The following is a 15,923-nucleotide window of genomic DNA, read 5'->3' on the forward strand; positions in this document are numbered from 1 at the left end:
TCCAAGACAGGCACAGGGTGGCGTAGAAGGCGGTGTGAAAACGTAGCGAGCAAAGCAATGCAAGGCAATAACAGAACAAGGGTTCGGGTTCGCGTCGAACTTCGGTGCTCCAAATGAGCGTCTGCTTCTGTGTTTAATGCCCCATTGCCGAGCACAGCAGTGATCAAGCTGCCTGTTGAGGTTCCTTCGCCGGACAAAGATGGGTAAGGTAGGGGTCAAAATCCAAGACCCGCGAGGAGTAATGATGAGCGAGGCGTTGTCCATCCACCATGACGAGGCCGGTCACCAGTTCGAAATCAACATCGACGGTCATCGTGCGTATCTGACGTATATGGATCTGGGGAAGCAGACCCTGGATATCTACCGCACCTTTGTGCCCAACGCGTTGCGCGGGCGGGGCATAGCCGCAGCCTTGACCGAGAGGGCGCTCGATTATGCCGACGGCATGGGCTACACCGTCATTCCTTCCTGCTCCTACGTCGAACGCTACATGGAGCGCAACCAGCGTCAAGCTGCGCAGATCTGATCGACCCGTGTGAATAAAACGCTACAACAGAATGAAAAACGCCGAGCATTTGCTCGGCGTTGTCGTTTCTACAGCGCAGATCAGTCGCGTTTGCGCTTGGGCAGCACGTCCTTGAGCTTGGCATGCATGCCGCGCAAGGTCTTCTCGGTGCTTTCCCAGTCGATGCAGGCGTCGGTGATGGAAACGCCGTACTGCAGGTCGGCCAGGTCCTTGGGAATGGACTGGGCACCCCAGTTCAGATGACTCTCGACCATCAGGCCGATGATCGACTCATTGCCTTCCAGGATCTGGTTGGCGACGTTTTCCATGACCAACGGTTGCAGCGCCGGATCCTTGTTGGAGTTGGCGTGGCTGGCGTCGACCATGATGTTCGGCTTGATTTTGGCCTTGTTCAGCGCCTGCTCGCACAGCGCGACGCTGACCGAGTCGTAGTTGGGCTTGCCATTGCCGCCGCGCAGCACCACGTGACCGTAGGCATTGCCTTTGGTGGTGACGATGGAGACGCCGCCTTCCTGGTTGATACCCAGAAAGCGGTGAGGGCTGGACACCGACTGCAGCGCGTTGATGGCCACGGTCAGGCCGCCGTCAGTGCCGTTCTTGAAACCGACTGCCGAGGACAGGCCCGAAGCCATCTCACGGTGGGTCTGGGATTCGGTGGTGCGCGCACCGATGGCCGACCAGCTGATCAGGTCCTGCAAGTACTGCGGAGAGATCGGGTCCAGCGCTTCGGTGGCGGTGGGCAGGCCTTTTTCAGCCAGATCCAGAAGCAGTTGACGACCAATGTGCAGACCGTCCTGAATCTTGAAGGAGTCGTCCAGGTACGGGTCGTTGATCAAGCCCTTCCAGCCCACGGTGGTGCGCGGTTTTTCGAAGTACACGCGCATGACCAGATAAAGAGTGTCGGACACTTCGGCGGCCAGCGCCTTGAGGCGATCGGCGTACTCGTGGGCAGCCTTGATGTCGTGGATCGAGCACGGCCCGATCACGATGAACAGGCGGTGGTCCTTGCCATCGAGAATGTTGCGGATAACTTCGCGACCCGTGCTCACGGTGGCCTGGGCGGCGGCAGTGAGGGGAATCTCGCGCTTGAGCTGATCCGGAGTGATCAGTGTCTCGTTGGAGGCAACGTTGAGGTCGTCAATCGGTAAATCAGCCATCGTGTTACTCATCAGGTCACGGATGCTGGCCGCCAACGTCCCCGTGCGGCGGAGCCGAGCATTATTGAGCGCAAACGGGGAGCCGAACCTTAGCGCGTTAGCCGGTCGTTCGACAATGGGTAAACGTGGCTTTCGACCAACCGTCTGGGCATTGTTCATGGCATTTGTCATTGCCATGGGCAGGTAGAGCGCCTGAAGTCTGTAATCTGCGTCCCGGGTGCGGATATAGTGTGCAGCCGATATGTGTGGAGAGCGGCGTGGACCAGTTACACCTGACGGATTTCGACGTCGATCAACAATTACTGTCGCTGCCCGGCATTTCGCTGCTTATATTCACCAGCGTTGGCTGTTCCAGCTGCCGCTGGGCGCGACATCATCTGCCAGAGCAGGCGCTGCCGGTGGACCGCCTGTGCTGGATCGATGCCGAGGAGAACGGAGGCGCCGTTGAGCGCTATGGGGTTTTTCATCTGCCGTCGCTGTTCGTCGTGCGCGATGGGCAGTTCCAGGGCGAGCTGCGTAGCAAGCTGACCGCGCACGCCCTCAGCGCCGGACTCGATGAGGCGCTCGAGCGCCAGCCTGACGAATTACCTTGAAGCCGATCGCCGAGCATGGGGAAAGCATGAGCCAAGACAGACAGACACCACGCGTTGGCATTATCGGCACCGGTGCCATCGGCGGCTTTTACGGATTGATGCTGGCGCGGGCAGGCCTGGATGTGCACTTTTTGCTGCGCAGTGAGTTCAGCGCGGTGTCGCAGAACGGTCTGCGCGTGGACAGCCAGGTGCACGGGTTGCTGAGCCTGGACAACGTGCAGGCCTATTGTTCGGCGGCCGATATGCCGCCGTGTGACTGGCTGCTGGTCGGCGCCAAGACCACCGGCAACGGCGGTGTGGGCCCGGCAATCATTCAGGCTGCGGCACCGGGCGCCAAGGTGCTGTTGCTGCAGAACGGCCTGGGCGTGGAAGATCAACTGCGCGCCCTGTTGCCTGACTCCCTGCATCTATTGGGCGGTTTGTGTTTCATCTGCGTCCATCGGACCGGACCCGGGCAGATCACCCATCAGGCCTTCGGCGCGGTGAACATCGGTTATCACAGCGGACCCGCTGGCCAAGGCAGTGCCCGCATGGAGATTGTCGAGCAGGGTGCGGCGCTGTTTCAGGCGGCCGGGATCGAATCAGTGGCCATGGACAATCTGGACAAGGCGCGCTGGCAAAAGCTGGTGTGGAACGTGCCGTACAACGGCCTGTCAGTGCTGCTCGATGCCAGCACTACGCCGCTGATGGCCGATCCTGACAGCCGGGAGTTGATTCAGGGCCTGATGGACGAAGTGGTCCAGGGCGCCCAGGCTTGCGGGCATGCATTGGCGCCGGATTATGCGCAGCAACTGTTCAAGGTCACCGGGCACATGCCGGACTACCGTCCCAGCATGCATCATGATTTTGCCGAGAAGCGCGCGCTGGAGCTTGAAGCCATCTACGCCAGGCCTCTGGCCGCTGCGCTGGCGGCGGGCTGCGACATGCCGAAAATTCGCGCGCTGTACCACGCGCTGGCGTTCATCGATCGCAACAATCGCTGAAAACCAGCGACAGCCTGGCGCCAGGGCGTCAGTGCCGGGGTGCCAATGTGATTGCGTTGTTTTGGGGGATAGCCGATGAGCACCGATCTGACCATGAAAAGCGCAGGCAACAAGCTGGTGCTGGCGATTTCATCACGGGCCTTGTTCGACCTGCGTGAAAGCCACGCGATCTACATGGCCGATGGCGTTGCTGCCTACCGCCAGTATCAGATCGATCACGAAGACGAAGTGCTGGAGCCCGGCGATGCTTTCCTGTTGGTGGAAAAGCTGCTGAGCCTCAACGCCAGCCTGACCCAGTCACGGGTGGAGGTGATTCTGGTGTCGCGCAACAGCGCCGATACCGGGCTGCGGGTGTTTAACTCGATCCAGCACTACGGCCTGGACATCTCTCGCGCCGCGTTCGTCGGCGGTCGTAGCCCATTTCCGTACCTGGCCGCGTTTGGCAGCCATCTGTTTCTTTCCACTCATGCCGAAGACGTGCGCAGTGCACTTGACGCAGGTTTCGCCGCAGCGACGATTCTCTCCGGCGGCGCCCGGCGGGCGGCCAGTGCCGAGCTACGCATCGCGTTTGACGGCGATGCGGTGCTGTTTTCCGATGAGTCCGAGCGCGTGTACCAAGCCGGGGGGCTGCAGGCGTTTCAGGCCAGCGAGCGAGAGGCGGCGCGTCAGCCGCTGCCGGGCGGCCCGTTCAAACCGTTTCTGGCGGCGTTGAATCTGCTTCAGCGTGAATTTCCCGAAGCGTCGTGTCCGATTCGCACAGCCTTGGTCACGGCGCGCTCAGCGCCTGCTCACGAGCGAGTCATCCGCACCCTGCGCGAATGGGATATCCGTCTGGATGAGTCGCTGTTTCTCGGCGGGCTGGAAAAGTCGGCGTTCCTTGAGGCGTTCGCCGCCGATGTGTTCTTTGACGATCAGCCCGGACATTGCGAGAAGGCGCGTGAAGTCGTGGCCACCGGCCATGTTCCGCACGGCATCAGCAATGAGCTAAAACCGTGAACCTTTAGACCGGAAAGCAGTATCAAACCCGCCAATTCGTCCGCGCGCTGCTACGCTGATTTGTGACTCCGCCTGTCATGGCTGCCTGGAGGTCACATGATTCGCTCGATGCTGTATGCCACGGACCTCGGTCTTTATGCGCCTTACGTCCTGCAGCATGCGCTGGCCCTGGCCAGAACCTTCAACGCCGAGCTGCATGTGATCCACGTCGTCGAACCCATGGGGCTGTTTGCCGAATCGGTGCTGCAAAGCTACCTGGCCGAGGATGTACTGCGTGAGTTGCACAACGAGGGGGTCAACACGGTGATCGAGGGGATCGAGTCGCGGGTGCTGGCCAGTTTTCGCGATGAGCTGGGGGAGGACAACAAGGACCTGGAGCTGATCCGCAGTGTACGGGTGGTCCAGGGCGATCCATCCAACGTGATACTCGAACAGGCAGCGATGCTGCAAGTCGATTTGCTGGTAGTCGGCAGCCACAGTCACGGGGCGCAGGGGGAGACACCCATCGGTCGCACTGCGGCGCGGGTTCTGCAGCTTTCCGAGGTGCCGGTGTACATGGTGCCCATGGTGCAGAACCGTTCTGCAGTCTAGGGGCGGAGGGGGAAACGCGAAGCGCGCGAAAATGCAGCGTGCCATTACCGTTTAAAAGTGATAAAAAGTTCTATCTTTGCCTTCCTGACCATTAATCCAGTTATATACCGTTGCTGATGCCTGGGGCATCTGCCGGCTTTGAGGGATACATATGAAGCTTCAACAATTGCGCTACATCTGGGAAGTGGCGCACCACGACCTCAACGTTTCGGCGACGGCGCAAAGCCTCTATACCTCGCAACCGGGTATCAGCAAGCAGATCCGCCTGTTGGAAGACGAGCTGGGGGTGGAGGTCTTCGCGCGCAGCGGCAAACACCTGACTCGGGTGACGCCGGCGGGCGAGCGAATCATCACCACCGCAGGCGAGATCCTGCGCAAGGTCGAAAGCATCAAGCAGATCGCCCAGGAATTCTCCAACGAGAAAAAGGGCACGCTGTCGATCGCAACCACTCACACCCAGGCGCGTTACGCGTTGCCGCCGGTGATCAGCAATTTCATCAAGCAGTACCCTGACGTTGCGCTGCACATGCACCAGGGCTCGCCGATGCAAATCGCCGAAATGGCCGCTGACGGCACCGTGGATTTTGCCATTGCCACCGAGGCGCTGGAGCTGTTCGGCGACCTGGTGATGATGCCGTGCTACACGTGGAACCGCTGCGTGGTGGTGCCTCAGGGGCATCCGCTGACCAAACTGCCCAAGCTGACGCTGGAAATCCTCGCCGAATACCCGATCGTGACCTATGTCTTCGGTTTCACCGGGCGTTCCAAGCTCGACGAAGCCTTCAGTCACCGCGGCCTGACGCCAAAAGTGGTGTTCACCGCCGCTGACGCGGACGTGATCAAGACCTATGTGCGGTTGGGCCTGGGCGTGGGCATCGTGGCCAAGATGGCGGTGGATCCCAAGCTGGACAGCGATCTGGTGGTACTGGATGCCAGTGAACTGTTCGAGGCCAGCATCACCAAGATCGGCTTCCGTCGCGGCACTTTCCTGCGCGGTTTCATGTGCGACTTCATCGAGAAGTTCGCCCCGCACCTGACCCGGGATGTCATGGCCAAGGCCATTCAATGCCATAACAAGCAGGAACTGGAAGACCTATTCAGCGCGGTGGTGCTGCCGGAGCACTGATTTGCTGGGGCGAACCTGTAGGCGTGGGCATGCTCGCGATGCCATGGTTCGGACGCTGCGATAGCGGCTGACACGCCGCCATCGCGAGCAAGCTCACTCCTGCAGAGGCGATCACAAGGCCATCGCGAGCAAGCTCACTCCTACAGAGGCGATCACATGGCTATCGCGAGCAAGCTCACTCCTACAGAGGCGATCACATGGCCATCGCAAGCAAGCTCACTCCTGCAGAGGCGATCACATGGCCATCGCGAGCAAGCTCACGCCTACAGAGGCGATCACATGGCTATCGCGAGCAAGCTCACGCCTACAGAGGCGATCACATGGCTATCGCGAGCAAGCTCACTCCTGCAGAGGCGATCACATGGCCATCGCGAGCAAGCTCACGCCTGCAGACGCGGTAACGTCGCTGCACTCAAGCCTTAGTGATCAGATTCCCCGAGTGCAGCCCGCATTCCTTCTGGGTTGCCTCTTCCCACCACCAGCGACCTTCGCGCTCGTGCTGATTGGGCAGCACAGGGCGGGTGCAGGGTTCGCAACCGATGCTGATGAAGCCACGCTCGTGCAGGCTGTTGAAAGGCAGCTCCAGCATGCGGATGTAATTCCACACCTCGGCGCTGCTCATCTGTGCCAGCGGGTTGAATTTGTACAGGGTGCGCTCCGGCGTCGAGAAAGCACTGTCGATCTCCACCACCGCCACATTATTGCGCGTGCTCGGGCTCTGATCGCGGCGCTGGCCAGTGGCCCAAGCCTTGACGTCGGTCAGCTTGCGGCGCAGTGGCTCGATCTTGCGGATGCCGCAGCACTCGCCATGGCCATCCTTATAGAAGCTGAACAGGCCTTTTTCCCTGACCATGGGTTCGAGCTTTTCCCGGTCGGGAGAGACGATGTCGATGGCGATCTTGTACTGTTCGCGGACCTGATCGATGAAACGGTAGGTTTGTGGGTGCAGGCGACCGGTATCCAGGCTGAAGACCTTGACGTTCTTGTTGATTTTCCAGGCCATGTCGACCAACACCACGTCTTCAGCGCCACTGAAGGAGATCCACAACTCGTCGCCGAAATGCTGGAACGCGAATTTGAGAATGTCCTGGGCGGATTTGTTGGCGTAGCTGGCGGCAATGTCGTCTACGTCGAAAGGGTGGCTCATCAGGCGGCTTCCTAATTGTGGTGGCGCGTAGGCGCTCATAATAATGCGGCACGCAGGCGCGTTAAGGGCGACACCCGGGGGCTGGTAATGGCGCAGATGGTAACAAAAAACCGCTGTCGATTTGCCGCAAACCTGCGTTTGCGCAGCGGCCCTGCCAGTGGTTAGAGTGCAGCGCTTGCCAAGCGATACGCGACTGAAATACACAAGGAGTGATCTGTGGAAATTGCCTGTCTTGACCTGGAAGGTGTGCTGGTACCGGAAATCTGGATCGCATTCGCGCAAAAGACCGGTATCGAGTCGCTGCGCGCGACCACCCGTGACATCCCCGACTACGACGTGCTGATGAAGCAGCGCCTGCGCATCCTCGATGAGCACGGGCTCAAGCTTGCGGACATCCAGGGCGTGATCGACAGTCTCAAGCCGCTGGAGGGGGCGGTGGAGTTCGTCAACTGGCTGCGGGAACGCTTTCAGGTGGTGATTCTCTCGGACACCTTCTATGAGTTTTCCCAGCCTTTGATGCGTCAACTGGGTTTCCCGACCTTGCTCTGCCACCGCTTGATCACGGATGAACATGATCGGGTGGTCAGCTATCAACTGCGTCAGAAGGATCCGAAGCGTCAGTCAGTGCTGGCCTTCAAGAGCCTGTACTACCGGGTGATCGCTGCCGGTGACTCATACAATGACACCACGATGCTGGGCGAAGCGGACGTCGGCATCCTGTTCCATGCCCCCGATAACGTCATTCGCGAGTTCCCGCAGTTCGCGGCAGTGCACACCTTCGAGGCGCTCAAGCGCGAGTTCATCAAGGCGTCGAATCGGGAATTGAGCCTGTAACAGCTGGCGATGTTCAGTTGTCGCCAGGTGCGAAACCCGTAGCAGTCCGGCGTGCCGGCGGTGGAGATATTGCCTCCGCCAGCAAACCGGACTGCTACAGAGGCAGGCTCGGTAAGCCGGGTCACAATCCCTCCAGCGTGCGCATCAGTACCCGAACCTTGGTAAAGGTTTCCTGATACTCCGCCTCCCACTGCGAATCGGCGACGATGCCGCCGCCGCCCCAGCAGGCAATCTGGCGGTCCTTGGCCAGCAGGCTGCGGATGGCGATCGAACTGTCCATCTCCCCGCGTACGTCCAGGTACAGCAACGAGCCGCAATACAGCGCCCGGCGACTGGGTTCCAGCTCATCGATGATCTGCATCGAACGGATCTTCGGTGCACCGGTAATCGAGCCGCCGGGGAAGCTGCCACCGATCAGGTTGAGCGCGTCCTTGCCGGGTGCCAGCTCGCCGGTGACCACGCTGACCAGGTGATGGACATTGGGATAGCTCTCCAGGCTGAACAATTGCGGGACTTTCACCGAGCCGATGCGGCAGGTACGTCCCAGATCGTTGCGCAGCAGGTCGACGATCATCAGGTTTTCCGCGCGGTCCTTGTCGCTGGCCAGCAGCTCGGCGGCGTAGGCCGCGTCTTCGCTTGCATCCTTGCCGCGCGGGCGGGTGCCCTTGATCGGCCGGGTTTCGACCTGGCCCTGACTGACTTTTACGAAGCGCTCTGGCGACAGGCTCAGCACTGCATCGCCGTCCGGCAGGCTCAGGTAACCGGCAAACGGGGTCGGGCAAGCCGCGCGCAAAGCCTGATAAGCGCCCCATGGAGCACCCGTGTAGTGGGCGCGAAAGCGCTGGGCGAAGTTCACCTGATAGCAGTCGCCGGCCTGGATATAGGCATGGATCCGTGCGATTGCCTGTCGATATCGCTCGGCATCGATGTCGCAGGTGAAGGGCCCGGTCAGCTTGAACGATGCCTCATCCTTGGCTGGGACTTGCGCAAATAGCCCGATCAGCCGTTGCCGTTCACCCTCGTCGAGGGCAGGGTGAAACACCAGCTGGCTACTGCGTTCATGGTGGTCGCTGATCAGCGCCCAGGCGTAGAGACCCAGGCGCGCCGATGGCAGATGCAGGTCGTCGGTCGCCTGGCTTGGCAGCGGCTCGAGCAAACGAGCGAAGTCATACGCCAGATACCCGATCAGACCACCGGCGAACGGTAGCGTCAGGCCATCCGGCAGCTGGGCTTGCCCCAGGCCAGCCAGGGCTGCGCGCAGCCGCTGGAGAAACGCTGCGCCGTGTTCATCCGGACCAGGCACCAGCGTGTCCAGCGGCCAACCGCTGAGGATGTCGTAACGGCCGCGGTCTGCCTCGGGACGGCCGCTGTCCAGCAGGACTGCGCCAGGGGCATGACCGATGATTGAAAAATACCCGCTGGGGTCGGCGTGATAGGGAATCGGATGTACGGAACAGGTAGGCATGCGAGGCAGATCAGTCATGGCGCGCGGAGGGCGATTGTAGTCCTGCTGCGAGCCAGCTCCTAGAGGCAGTGTCGGGGGCGGCGGGTTGGGCGCCGTTCTTCAGCGCTAATGGATGAGCCGGTCAGACGTGGCCGAACAACTCCTGGACGAATTTCACCCGTTCTTCGGGGCTGTCGTGCGTGCCGTCAGCTGCCAGCGCCTCGAGTCGCTGCTCCACCGCCAGAGTGCGATGGGTCAGGCCGCAGTCGTTGGCGATCTGAATGTTCAGTCCGGGCCGGGCATTGAGTTCGAGGATCAACGGACCGCGGTCCTGATCGAGCACCATGTCCACGCCGATATAGCCCAGGCCACATAGCTCATAGCACTGGGCGGCCAGCTTCATGAAACCGTCCCAGTTGGGTAGCTGAACGCCGTCCACCGCGTTGGTGGTGTCGGGGTGTTTGCTGATGATGTTGTTCAGCCAGGTGCCGCGCAGGGTCAGGCCCGTGGCCAGATCCACGCCCACGCCGATCGCGCCTTGGTGCAGATTGGCCTTGCCGCCGGACTGGCGGGTAGGCAAACGCAACATCGCCATCACCGGGTAGCCCATCAGGACGATGATGCGAATGTCCGGAACGCCTTCGTAGCTGATGCTTTTGAAGATCTGGTCCGGGGTCACCCGGTACTCGATCAGCGCCCGGTCGCGATGGCCGCCCAGTGAATACAGGCCGGTGAGGATGCTGGAGATCTGGTGCTCGATTTCGTCATGGCTGATGATGCGCCCGGAAATCGTGCGAAAGCGCTCCTCGAAGCGGTCAGCGATGACCAGGATGCCGTCGCCGCCAGCGCCCTGAGCGGGCTTGATCACGAAGTCGCTGCGACCGCCGATGATGTCATCGAGCTTTTCGATTTCTTTCTCGGTGGAAATCACCCCGTACATTTCCGGCACGTGAATGCCGGCGGCGATGGCCCGCTCCTTGGTGATGATCTTGTCATCGACGATGGGGTACAGGCTGCGCTTGTTGTACTTGAGCACGTAGTCGGCGTTGCGCCGGTTGATGCCCATGATCCCTTTGGCCTCCAGGGCTTTCCAGGTTTTCCACCAGCCGATCATTTGGCGTTTTCCTGTTCGGCGTCTTCCTTGACGAACGCCTTGAAGCGGATCAGCTCGGTCAGGCGGTAGCCGCGATAGCGACCCATGGCCAGCATGAAGCCCACCAGAATCAGGAGGATGGCCGGGAAGGTGAAGACGAAATAGATGAACTCCGGCACGCTCATGATGATGTGCGCCAGGGAGGCTGCGAACAGCGTGCCGACGGCGACTTTCATGGCGTGGCTGGCACCGCGTTCTTCCCAGGTGATCGACAGGCGTTCGATGGTCATGGTCAGGATCACCATTGGGAACAGGGCCACGGACAGGCCGCGTTCGAGCCCCAGTTTGTGGCTGAACAGGCTGATGGCGGCGATCAGCACCACCACGAAGGTCAGCACCACCGACAACCTGGGAAGCATCTGCAGCTTCAGATGCTCAAGGTAGGAGCGCAGCGACAACCCCAGCGCCGTGATGATGGTGAACAGCACGATGCCGAAGCCTAGCTGGGTCTCGCGGAACGCCAGGGCAATCAGCACCGGGGTGAAGGTGCCCAGGGTCTGCAGGCCGATCAGGTTGCGCAGGATCAGGATGACCAGCACGCCGATGGGGATCATGACCATGATCATGAAGGTCTGCTGGGTTTGTAGCGGCAAGCCGTAAAGCGAGTACTCGAGGAAGTCGGCGTCGGTGCTTTCGTCGGTCAGCTTGGCCAGCCGGATGGCGTTCATCTCGCTGTTGTTCAAGCTGAAGTTGACCGTGGCCTTCTTGCCGCCTTCGACCGTTATCAGATTGTCGTCACCGATCCACCACAACAGCCGGTCCTGGGGCAGGCCGGCCTCGCCGTTCTCGGGATTGAAATAAAGCCAGTCCTTGCCGTTGAAGCTGCGCAGCCACAGTTCCGGGGTCTGCGGTTGATCGGCGACCAGGCGAATGGTGTGCACCTTTTCCACCGGCACGTGGGCGATGGACAGCAGGATTTCAGTGATGCGTGCCTTGTTCTGTACCGAGGTGTCGCCGGCCAGCAGCAGCTTGACGTTGTCGTCACTCAGATTGTTGACACGCTTGATGGCCTCGGTGACGAACGTCTCGACGTCGGCCGAATGCTGGCGGATGGGGGCGAGCAGGGCGTCAGCGGCAATCTTTTCCGGGCCCTCGACGGCAATGCTGTCGCGAAAGATCGGGCCTTTGATCTTGGCCTTTTCACCGCTGTAGCGTTTGGTCAGCACCAGACGGTAATAGAGGGTCTGGTTGCCGTTGGCGCGGCGGGCCGACCAGGTGACTTTGCGGTTGCCGTCGGCGCGGTTGACGTTGACCCCGTAGTTGTTGGAAATGAAGCTTTCGTTGAGGCTGATGTAGTCACGTGAGAGCGGCGGCACATACATCTGCACCTTGACCGAGTCCTTGGGGTTGGCGACGAACTCGACCTTGGCGTCGATGTTCCACAAATCGTCGGTTTCATCTTCGGTCACCGGGATGCCGAGCACCAATATCTGATACGCCGTGATCGCGATCCCCAGTGCCACCAGGGCCGTGATCAGGATTTTCAGATGGAGGGTAAGAGCGCGCATGTCATTACTCTGCGGTTTGAGCATCAGTGACGCAGGCAGGTTTGCCCGCTGCATATTTAAGGCTTGGGTCGACCAGGGCGTCGAAGCGCTTGAGGGCCTCGGAGCCAATCAAAAGCGGGTATTGGAATGCACTTCGGTCGGTCAAGTTCACTTCTATGGTTCGTGAGGCGGTGCCCATGCATACATTGAGGCTGATTACCGGTCTTGAGGTGTATTTCTTTTCGTCATCGGGATCGACATCGCCGGCTCGCCGCTTGATCTTGCTGACCCGCGCCAGGGGCCGTTCGATGGGGTGTTCGTGGGCATCGTCGATGGCCAGGTAAAAGCGTACCCAGGATTCGCCGTCGCGCTTGAAGCGCTTGATGTCGCGTGCGCTGAGCGAGGCGGTTTTCGCCCCGGTATCGAGCTTTGCCGCCACCTGCAGGTCGATGCCTGTCAGCTCGGCGTACTCGTTCAAGCCATACACGGCCTTGTCAGCGGCCAGGCACGCAGCACTGATGAACAGGCCAGGCACGAACAGGCAAAAAGGAAGGAGTGGATGGCGGCTCATAGGTCCTGGCGTGTTGGATGGAAACCGGGAGCCGGATTGACGTCGGCTCGGCGTCCTGGATGGGGTTGCGGCCGCGGCCAGTAAGGACGTCCAGGCTGCCCGGGATGCCAGGCAGATGCGGGCGGCATTCTAGCATGAAGCTTTTGTGGCGCCAGTAAGGCCCGGTAAGGACAGGGGCTGTAGGAGTTTTCTGATTGTGTGGGGTGGCTGGATGATTGTCGACAATCCATAAAATTACTTTGACGTATAGGGCCGATAGCGCTAGATTCAGGCGCATTAACTCACAAGGTGTCGACAATGTTAGATGTCGTCGAAAACACGCCCCACCCGCAGGTTGATTCGGAAACCCTGTCCGAAAACGTGTTTCGGCGGATCCAGGCGGCCATTGTCAAAGGTGAGATAGCCCCCGGCAGCAAGATCTCGGAGCCGGAGCTGGCGCGCACCTATGGCATCAGTCGCGGCCCGCTGCGGGAAGCCATCCACCGCCTCGAGGGCCAGCGCCTGTTGGTGCGCGTGCCTCACGTCGGCGCCCGAGTGGTGTCGCTCAGTCACGCCGAACTGGTGGAACTCTACGAAATCCGGGAGTCGCTGGAGGGCATGGCCTGTCGCCTTGCGGCAGAACGCATGACGGCCGAGGAGGTGGACGAGTTGCGCCGGGTGCTCGAGACCCACGAGCGGGACACGGCGTTTCAGGCCGGCGTGGGTTACTACCAGCAGGAAGGCGACTTCGACTTTCATTACCGGATTATCCAGGGCGCGCGCAACAGCACCCTGACCCAGATGCTCTGCGGCGAGCTCTACCAGCTGGTGCGCATGTACCGCATCCAGTTCTCGACCACGCCCAATCGCCCGCGCCAGGCCTTCACCGAGCACCACCGTATTCTCGATGCCATCGCCGACCGTGACGGCGAACTGGCCGAATTGTTGATGCGCCGCCATATCGGTGCATCCAAACGCAACATCGAACAGCGCTATCAAGAACAGGATCATCAAGCTTCTACTGCCCGAGGTGAACAATGACTTCAAGAACGACTCCCGGCCAACGCTTCCGCGACGCGGTGGCCAGCGAACATCCGTTGCAGGTGGTCGGCGCCATCAACGCCAACCATGCCTTGCTCGCACAGCGTGCCGGGTTCAAGGCCATTTATCTGTCCGGTGGCGGTGTTGCGGCAGGCTCCCTGGGGGTTCCCGACCTGGGCATTACCGGCCTGGACGATGTGCTGACCGACGTGCGGCGCATCACCGACGTGTGCGAGCTGCCGCTGCTGGTAGACGTGGACACCGGTTTTGGCGCCTCGGCGTTCAACGTGGCGCGCACCGTCAGATCGATGATCAAGTTTGGCGCTGCGGCCATGCACATCGAGGATCAGGTCGGCGCCAAGCGCTGCGGCCACCGCCCCGGCAAGGAGATCGTGTCGCAGCAGGAAATGGTCGACCGTATCAAGGCGGCGGTGGATGCCCGGACCGATGACAGTTTCGTGATCATGGCGCGGACCGATGCACTGGCGGTCGAAGGCCTGGAATCGGCACTCGATCGCGCTGCTGCCTGCATTGAAGCAGGCGCGGACATGGTCTTCCCTGAGGCCATCACCGAGCTTGAAATGTACAAGCTGTTCGCCTCGCGAGTGAAGGCGCCGATCCTGGCCAACATTACCGAATTCGGTGCCACGCCGCTGTTCACCACCGAGGAGTTGAAATCGGCCGAGGTGGCGCTGGTGCTGTACCCGCTGTCGGCCTTCCGCGCGATGAACAAGGCTGCCGAGAACGTGTACAACGCGATCCGTCGTGATGGCACCCAGAAGAACGTGGTCGACACCATGCAGACGCGCATGGAGTTGTATGAGCGCATCGATTACCACGCATTCGAACAGAAGCTCGACGCGCTGTTCGCGCAGAAGAAGGGCTGACAATGAACGTCTGTTGCAGTCCAGCTTGCCGGCGGTAGCGACCTTGAATACGCCACCGCCGGCAAGCCGTGCTGCTACAGATGATGTTCGCGACGGGCACCGTGATTGCTCTGAGAATGTCTGCAACTGAATTGCCGATTCCCTAAAAATTTCAAGATTGGAGACAGCAATGGCTGAAGCAAAAGTATTGAGTGGGGCTGGCCTGCGTGGTCAGGTCGCCGGACAGACCGCCCTGTCGACCGTAGGTCAGGCCGGTGCCGGGCTGACTTATCGTGGTTATGACGTGCGTGAACTGGCCGCCGATGCCCGATTCGAAGAAGTCGCTTATCTGCTCTTGTACGGTGAGCTGCCGACCCAGTCGCAGCTCGATGGGTATCTGACCAAGCTTCAGGGCCTGCGTGACCTGCCGCAAGCGCTCAAGGAAGTGCTCGAGCGCATCCCGGCCGACGCCCACCCGATGGACGTGATGCGCACCGGTTGTTCGATGCTCGGCAACCTGGAGCCGGAAGCCAGCTTCAAGCAACAGGGCCAATCCACTGACCGGCTGCTGGCCGCCTTCCCGGCGATCATGTGCTACTGGTATCGCTTCAGCCATGACGGCAAGCGCATCGACTGCGTGACCGATGAGGTGTCCATCGGTGGTCACTTCCTCAAACTGCTGCTGGACAAGACGCCGAGCGATCTGCACCGCAAGGTCATGGACGTGTCGCTGATCCTCTATGCAGAGCACGAGTTCAACGCCTCGACTTTCACGGCGCGGGTGTGCGCCTCGACGCTTTCGGATCTGTACTCCTGCATCACTGCCGCCATCGGCACCTTGCGCGGACCGCTGCACGGCGGCGCCAACGAAGCGGCGATGGAGATGATCCAGAAGTTTTCGTCCGCCGAAGAGGCGACCCAGGGCACCTTGGCCATGCTTGAGCGCAAGGACAAGATCATGGGCTTCGGCCACGCGATCTATAAGGACAACGATCCGCGCAACGAGGTGATCAAGGGCTGGTCGAAAAAACTCGCTGATGAGGTGGGTGATACGGTGCTTTTCCCGGTTTCCCAGGCCATCGACAAGACCATGTGGGAGCAGAAGAAGCTGTTCCCCAACGCCGATTTCTACCACGCCTCGGCGTACCACTTCATGGGCATCCCGACCAAGCTGTTCACGCCGATTTTCGTCTGCTCGCGCCTGACCGGCTGGGCATCCCACGTGTTCGAGCAGCGTGCCAATAACCGCATCATCCGTCCGAGCGCCGAATACATCGGCGTCGAGCAGCGCAAGTTCGTGCCAATCGAACAGCGCTGAATGGTGGGGAATTTTGCACCGGCCGCCGGGTAAGACGCAGACCCCCGTAGGAGTGAGCTTGCTCGCGATACACAGTCACATGCGACATCTATGTCGACTGGCCTGCGCTAT

General features: G+C 60.6%; 16 protein-coding genes. 10 read left to right on the forward strand and 6 right to left on the reverse strand.

What is annotated here, in order from left to right; genetic code table 11:
- Window positions 1-244 precede the first annotated feature (244 nt).
- On the forward strand, window positions 245-526 hold the full coding sequence (locus tag ACI2KS_RS13410; RefSeq protein ID WP_404620921.1) for a GNAT family N-acetyltransferase: 282 nt from the start codon (window positions 245-247) through the stop codon (window positions 524-526).
- A gap of 80 nt (window positions 527-606) precedes the next feature.
- Here ACI2KS_RS13410 and ACI2KS_RS13415 read toward each other — a convergent pair whose 3' ends face one another.
- Window positions 607-1,683, reverse strand: a complete 1,077-nt coding sequence (locus tag ACI2KS_RS13415) for a 3-deoxy-7-phosphoheptulonate synthase (RefSeq protein ID WP_404620923.1) — start codon at window positions 1,681-1,683, stop codon at window positions 607-609.
- A gap of 257 nt (window positions 1,684-1,940) precedes the next feature.
- Between ACI2KS_RS13415 and ACI2KS_RS13420 the strand changes: the two genes are divergently transcribed.
- The 5 genes from ACI2KS_RS13420 (at window position 1,941) to cysB (ending at window position 5,972) form a co-directional block, all read left to right on the forward strand.
- Window positions 1,941-2,276 carry a thioredoxin family protein gene (locus ACI2KS_RS13420; protein WP_404620925.1) on the forward strand — a complete coding sequence of 112 codons (336 nt, stop codon included), beginning with the start codon at window positions 1,941-1,943 and terminating at the stop codon, window positions 2,274-2,276.
- Window positions 2,277-2,302: 26 nt separating this feature from the next.
- On the forward strand, window positions 2,303-3,259 hold the full coding sequence (locus ACI2KS_RS13425) for a putative 2-dehydropantoate 2-reductase (protein WP_404620927.1): 957 nt from the start codon (window positions 2,303-2,305) through the stop codon (window positions 3,257-3,259).
- A 93-nt stretch (window positions 3,260-3,352) separates the two neighbouring features.
- Window positions 3,353-4,255: a 5'-nucleotidase gene (locus ACI2KS_RS13430; protein WP_404621601.1), complete on the forward strand. Its 903-nt coding sequence runs from the start codon at window positions 3,353-3,355 to the stop codon at window positions 4,253-4,255.
- 96 nt (window positions 4,256-4,351) lie between these two features.
- A complete protein-coding gene (locus ACI2KS_RS13435; protein WP_404620929.1) occupies window positions 4,352-4,846 on the forward strand; it encodes a universal stress protein in 495 nt (164 codons plus the stop codon).
- 151 nt (window positions 4,847-4,997) lie between these two features.
- Window positions 4,998-5,972: an HTH-type transcriptional regulator CysB gene (gene cysB, locus ACI2KS_RS13440; RefSeq protein ID WP_404620931.1), complete on the forward strand. Its 975-nt coding sequence runs from the start codon at window positions 4,998-5,000 to the stop codon at window positions 5,970-5,972.
- A gap of 412 nt (window positions 5,973-6,384) precedes the next feature.
- On the opposite strand, the gene ACI2KS_RS13445 is transcribed toward cysB, so the two are convergent.
- On the reverse strand, window positions 6,385-7,119 hold the full coding sequence (locus ACI2KS_RS13445) for a phosphoadenylyl-sulfate reductase (protein ID WP_404620933.1): 735 nt from the start codon (window positions 7,117-7,119) through the stop codon (window positions 6,385-6,387).
- A 216-nt stretch (window positions 7,120-7,335) separates the two neighbouring features.
- Here ACI2KS_RS13445 and thrH point away from each other — a divergent pair, with 216 nt between their 5' ends.
- Window positions 7,336-7,953 (forward strand): bifunctional phosphoserine phosphatase/homoserine phosphotransferase ThrH, encoded by a 618-nt coding sequence (gene thrH, locus ACI2KS_RS13450; protein ID WP_404620935.1) that lies wholly within the window; start codon window positions 7,336-7,338, stop codon window positions 7,951-7,953.
- A gap of 121 nt (window positions 7,954-8,074) precedes the next feature.
- Here the strand turns inward: thrH and pabB are convergent, their stop codons facing one another.
- The 4 genes from pabB to ACI2KS_RS13470 form a co-directional block, all read right to left on the reverse strand.
- Window positions 8,075-9,418 (reverse strand): aminodeoxychorismate synthase component I, encoded by a 1,344-nt coding sequence (gene pabB / locus ACI2KS_RS13455; protein ID WP_404620937.1) that lies wholly within the window; start codon window positions 9,416-9,418, stop codon window positions 8,075-8,077.
- Between the two features lie 121 nt (window positions 9,419-9,539).
- Window positions 9,540-10,508: an alpha-L-glutamate ligase-like protein gene (locus ACI2KS_RS13460; protein ID WP_404621603.1), complete on the reverse strand. Its 969-nt coding sequence runs from the start codon at window positions 10,506-10,508 to the stop codon at window positions 9,540-9,542.
- Window positions 10,508-12,058 carry an inactive transglutaminase family protein gene (locus ACI2KS_RS13465; RefSeq protein ID WP_404620939.1) on the reverse strand — a complete coding sequence of 517 codons (1,551 nt, stop codon included), beginning with the start codon at window positions 12,056-12,058 and terminating at the stop codon, window positions 10,508-10,510. The genes ACI2KS_RS13460 and ACI2KS_RS13465 overlap by 1 nt, the downstream gene beginning before the upstream one ends.
- A 4-nt stretch (window positions 12,059-12,062) precedes the next feature.
- Window positions 12,063-12,608 (reverse strand): ATP-dependent zinc protease, encoded by a 546-nt coding sequence (locus ACI2KS_RS13470; protein ID WP_404620941.1) that lies wholly within the window; start codon window positions 12,606-12,608, stop codon window positions 12,063-12,065.
- A 297-nt stretch (window positions 12,609-12,905) separates the two neighbouring features.
- Here ACI2KS_RS13470 and ACI2KS_RS13475 point away from each other — a divergent pair, with 297 nt between their 5' ends.
- The 3 genes from ACI2KS_RS13475 to prpC all read left to right on the forward strand — a co-directional run bounded on the left by ACI2KS_RS13475 (window position 12,906) and on the right by prpC (window position 15,812).
- Window positions 12,906-13,628 carry a GntR family transcriptional regulator gene (locus ACI2KS_RS13475; RefSeq protein WP_404620943.1) on the forward strand — a complete coding sequence of 241 codons (723 nt, stop codon included), beginning with the start codon at window positions 12,906-12,908 and terminating at the stop codon, window positions 13,626-13,628.
- Window positions 13,625-14,515 (forward strand): methylisocitrate lyase, encoded by an 891-nt coding sequence (prpB, locus tag ACI2KS_RS13480; RefSeq protein WP_404620945.1) that lies wholly within the window; start codon window positions 13,625-13,627, stop codon window positions 14,513-14,515. The genes ACI2KS_RS13475 and prpB overlap by 4 nt, the downstream gene beginning before the upstream one ends.
- Before the next feature lie 169 nt (window positions 14,516-14,684).
- Window positions 14,685-15,812 carry a 2-methylcitrate synthase gene (gene prpC, locus ACI2KS_RS13485; RefSeq protein WP_404620947.1) on the forward strand — a complete coding sequence of 376 codons (1,128 nt, stop codon included), beginning with the start codon at window positions 14,685-14,687 and terminating at the stop codon, window positions 15,810-15,812.
- Window positions 15,813-15,923: the final 111 nt, after the last annotated feature.

Source organism: Pseudomonas sp. NPDC087358 (assembly GCF_044900785.1).
Classification (GTDB): Bacteria; Pseudomonadota; Gammaproteobacteria; order Pseudomonadales; family Pseudomonadaceae; genus Aquipseudomonas.